Here is a 3,400-nt window from a genome sequence, read left to right as displayed (position 1 = left end):
ATCTTTGATTTCTCTATTTTCAGCTGTACAGCATCTACTACATCATCCGCCTCGCTGCCGAGGATATCGATCAACGTAATTTCATTCCCCTCTTTGTCCATTCCGATGGGATCATGCAGGGACACATCTTTCCGAGTTTTCTTCAGCGAACGCAGATGCATCAGGATCTCGTTCTCGATACAACGAGCCGCAAAAGTCGCGAGCTTCGTGCCCTTGTTCGGCGAGAACGACTCGATCGCTTTGATCAATCCGATCGTCCCGATCGAAATCAAATCCTCCAAATCTTCCCCTGTGTTATCGAATTTTTTGACGATATGCGCGACTAATCTTAAATTATGCTCGATCAACATATTTCTAGAATGATCATTGCCTTCCGCCATCAACCGTAAATGCTTTTCTTCCTCTTCCTCAGTCAAGGGCTGCGGAAATGCATTATTTTTCACATATGAAACGAGCAGCATAAGCTGTTTAACAAAAACTGCAATGGCCGTAAAAAAACCTGGCATACCTTGCACCCCCTTCATTGATGTCGTCAACTACTTACACACGGTGATTAGTATCATTGTATGTAGGTAAACGCCTAGAAGTGCATGTACGTTAAAGATAACTCATCTATCTAAAATAAGGGCAATACCCTAGCAGAGATTTAAAAACCTCCGGAAACGCAAGCGCAGTCAACTATACTCCTGTAATCAGGGGGCTGTAAGTTAAGGGAATAGCGAAGGAATCCAATGTTTCGTAGACACTGAGGCTTCAATCATGAGGAGTGTCCGGCTGGGAAAGTGCCCATATGGTGATTTCATCCTTTCGCATGAATACCACGCCGGGGTGATTCAATGCATATGCAATGAATTCGCTATAGGCTTCTACGCGGGCAGGCGCCCCTCCAATACGATCATGTACAGAAATCGACATCAGTCTTCGACGGGTGCCCGCTTCAGCATAAAGGACATCAAATTCATCTTTCAAATCTTGAGCAAATGCACCAGCGGTGAATGAGGGATTGGCAAAACGCATAATATCGTTATTGCGCTCGGTGTAAGGTACTACCGCAAACGATTTGCCGTTCACATTCAGAATAGACGGCTCATCCCGACTTAGGTTATCGATGTGGTAAATAAAACCTAATTTTTGAAGTATGGGTAGTGTATGAGGGGTTTGACGCATCCAGCAGACGTTCTAGCGTAATTGAATCATCGTAATTACATTTCGCATCCATCATATAAACAAGATTGGAGCCAAAATGGAAAAATAAGGAACCATAACCGTTAACCACTACGCCAGGTACAGTTTTCCTAGGGGCATCCTCGATATCGGTAAGTGCTGTCTTTTCTGTAATGTTTTCAACTGTCAGAGTTTATTATCATGGAACCACCTAGAATCCCTATAGTCGTCACGACAAAATCTCCCACCTGGCCCACATCTCCTGTGGGTTTAATTCGTATATTTGGTTTTCCCTAAACATGAATTGGTGCATAATAAATTCCCTTCGAATCGTTGCAAAATCGTCATGAAAATTCTTAATAAAATCATTGATTTCCTTCTCGCTATACTTCCTCCCCTTTTCTAACTGGGACACTAGATGTTCCAACACAACAATTTTTTTCTTAAGTTGAACGGGTAAACTTTTCAGTTTCCCTTGGGATGTGAAGAAGTTTTTAATGACGGAGTCCTTTATTCGCTTGTAGTCATCATGCAATATCTCCGTACCTCCTTTGGAATTAGTTTTTCGATAAATCAAACGTTCTGTAGCGTTGGCATTATTCTTGATGAAGTAATGATTTAATGAAAAATAAATAGTATTTTTATCTCTACGCTCGTTTATCAGACTAGCTTCTCGCAGTTTCATAGCATGGTGAGTTATTGTTGCAGGCGTAACACACAGCTTTTCCGCCAAAACTTGACCATTGAGTTCTCCATCAGCAAGCAGTATTAAAATTTTTATTCTAGTAGGGTCTGCTAGAGCCTTATGATAACTGACTACCTTATCTAATTGCATTGGTAATAATCAACCCCCATCTAATTTAATGAATATCTAATTTGATAATCATTAATTAGATACTATCTTAACATCAATACTCTGTCAATTCCCTTTATTTTTGCATATTATCCTGTGAACCTTGATATGGTCAATCGGCTTGTCCGCACAACATTCCCCTCTGATTCCAATACTTTAAATAACACCTTTTGAAAAGCTATTGTTGAGTAAAGCATATTTAGATATAATAACAGCAATGAGGTCGTAAAGAATGCGCCGCTTTAATACAAATTGTCTCCAGATCAACAATCAGGGGAAAATTGTATTAAAGCGGTTTTTGTTTTCTAATGGCATAAAAATGATACCGAAATTTTTAACAATAGTTTATAAATGGAGGGTAGTGTAGCCGCTGATGTCCCAATTTGATCAAAAATACGAGGAATGGTTAAAGCATAATATAGTTTCAGAGAAAAATCACAGAAGACGAGAGTTACTTAGTAAGGGATTAGGTAGTATGGAACAGTTGAGTTCTTGCGCAAAACATGGTTTCCTGTAGTCGGTAATTTCGACAATTTGCACCCAGAGTGGGAGGTTAGAGATTTCAACAATGGTTACCGCTATCTTGACCTCGCTTATACTCCTGGTGGTGCAAAGGTAGGTATCGAGATTCAGGGATATGGACCTCATGCCAGAGATCTTGATGTGACTCGATTCAAGGATCTATGCAGGAGACATTGCTTGTTAGCACTTGATGGATGGATTTTTCTTCCTGTAGCATTTCCATCCATCATGGATGAACCACAGCAATGCCAGCAATTAGTACTCGCGTTTATTGGAAAATTTATTGCGACCGACGTATATTCACAATTAAGCTGTTTGGAAGCGGAGACGGTTCGATTGGCGCGACGGTTATTGCGCCCCTTTACTCCACTGGAACTTGCTAGTCACCTTCGTGTTAGTGATCGTCATGCTAGACGTATTTTGCATAAGCTGGTAGAGCTTCAAATTATGGTATCGGCAAGTGGTGAAAGTCGCAATCGGACCTTTAAGCACCGTTTGTAATCAAATTGTTATTATGAAAGTAATGAATTAAAATTATTACTGGGTTACGGACATGAGAGCTCTTATTTGATGAACTAACTAGTTTTTAGGATGGTTACGGACATAGGTTCCGTTATTTGTCTTAATGGATGCAATAAAGCGGTGATTAACTCCAAATAGTGTACCACATGTGGCTGTCGATTCAACGTGGATAAAATGAGTGCCCACTCACCTCTTTCATCATTTTCGTGGTTTTTGAGTCTCGAATGACCTAATTTTCTGGGGGAGTTCGGGCTCCTTCTCTAGGTAACATAGGTGGTGGGAGTACGGCGAATAAACCCAGGGCTGGGGTCGAACAATCGCCTCACCGTGTGTTTAAGA

The 3,400-nt window shown here is 40.9% G+C and carries 3 protein-coding genes and 1 pseudogene; 1 reads left to right on the top strand and 3 read right to left on the bottom strand.

The window, feature by feature from the left end:
- The 3 genes from sigK to FU659_RS34615 all read right to left on the bottom strand — a co-directional run.
- Positions 1–506, bottom strand: a 506-nt coding sequence (gene sigK, locus FU659_RS34625; RefSeq protein WP_147951687.1) for an RNA polymerase sporulation sigma factor SigK, incomplete at its 3' end; no start/stop codon positions are given.
- 247 nt (positions 507–753) lie between these two features.
- Complete coding sequence (locus FU659_RS34620) at positions 754–1,167, bottom strand: polysaccharide deacetylase family protein (protein ID WP_147951686.1); 414 nt, start codon at positions 1,165–1,167, stop codon at positions 754–756.
- Positions 1,168–1,393: 226 nt separating this feature from the next.
- Complete coding sequence (locus tag FU659_RS34615) at positions 1,394–1,999, bottom strand: DUF2087 domain-containing protein (RefSeq protein ID WP_147951685.1); 606 nt, start codon at positions 1,997–1,999, stop codon at positions 1,394–1,396.
- 391 nt (positions 2,000–2,390) lie between these two features.
- Between FU659_RS34615 and FU659_RS34610 the strand changes: the two are divergent.
- A pseudogene (locus FU659_RS34610) lies at positions 2,391–3,040 on the top strand (transcriptional regulator).
- Positions 3,041–3,400 lie beyond the last annotated feature (360 nt).

It is taken from the genome of Paenibacillus sp. N3.4, assembly GCF_008017805.1.
Taxonomy (GTDB): Bacteria; Bacillota; Bacilli; order Paenibacillales; family NBRC-103111; genus Paenibacillus_E.
This window is presented reverse-complemented; position numbering and strand designations above follow the sequence as displayed.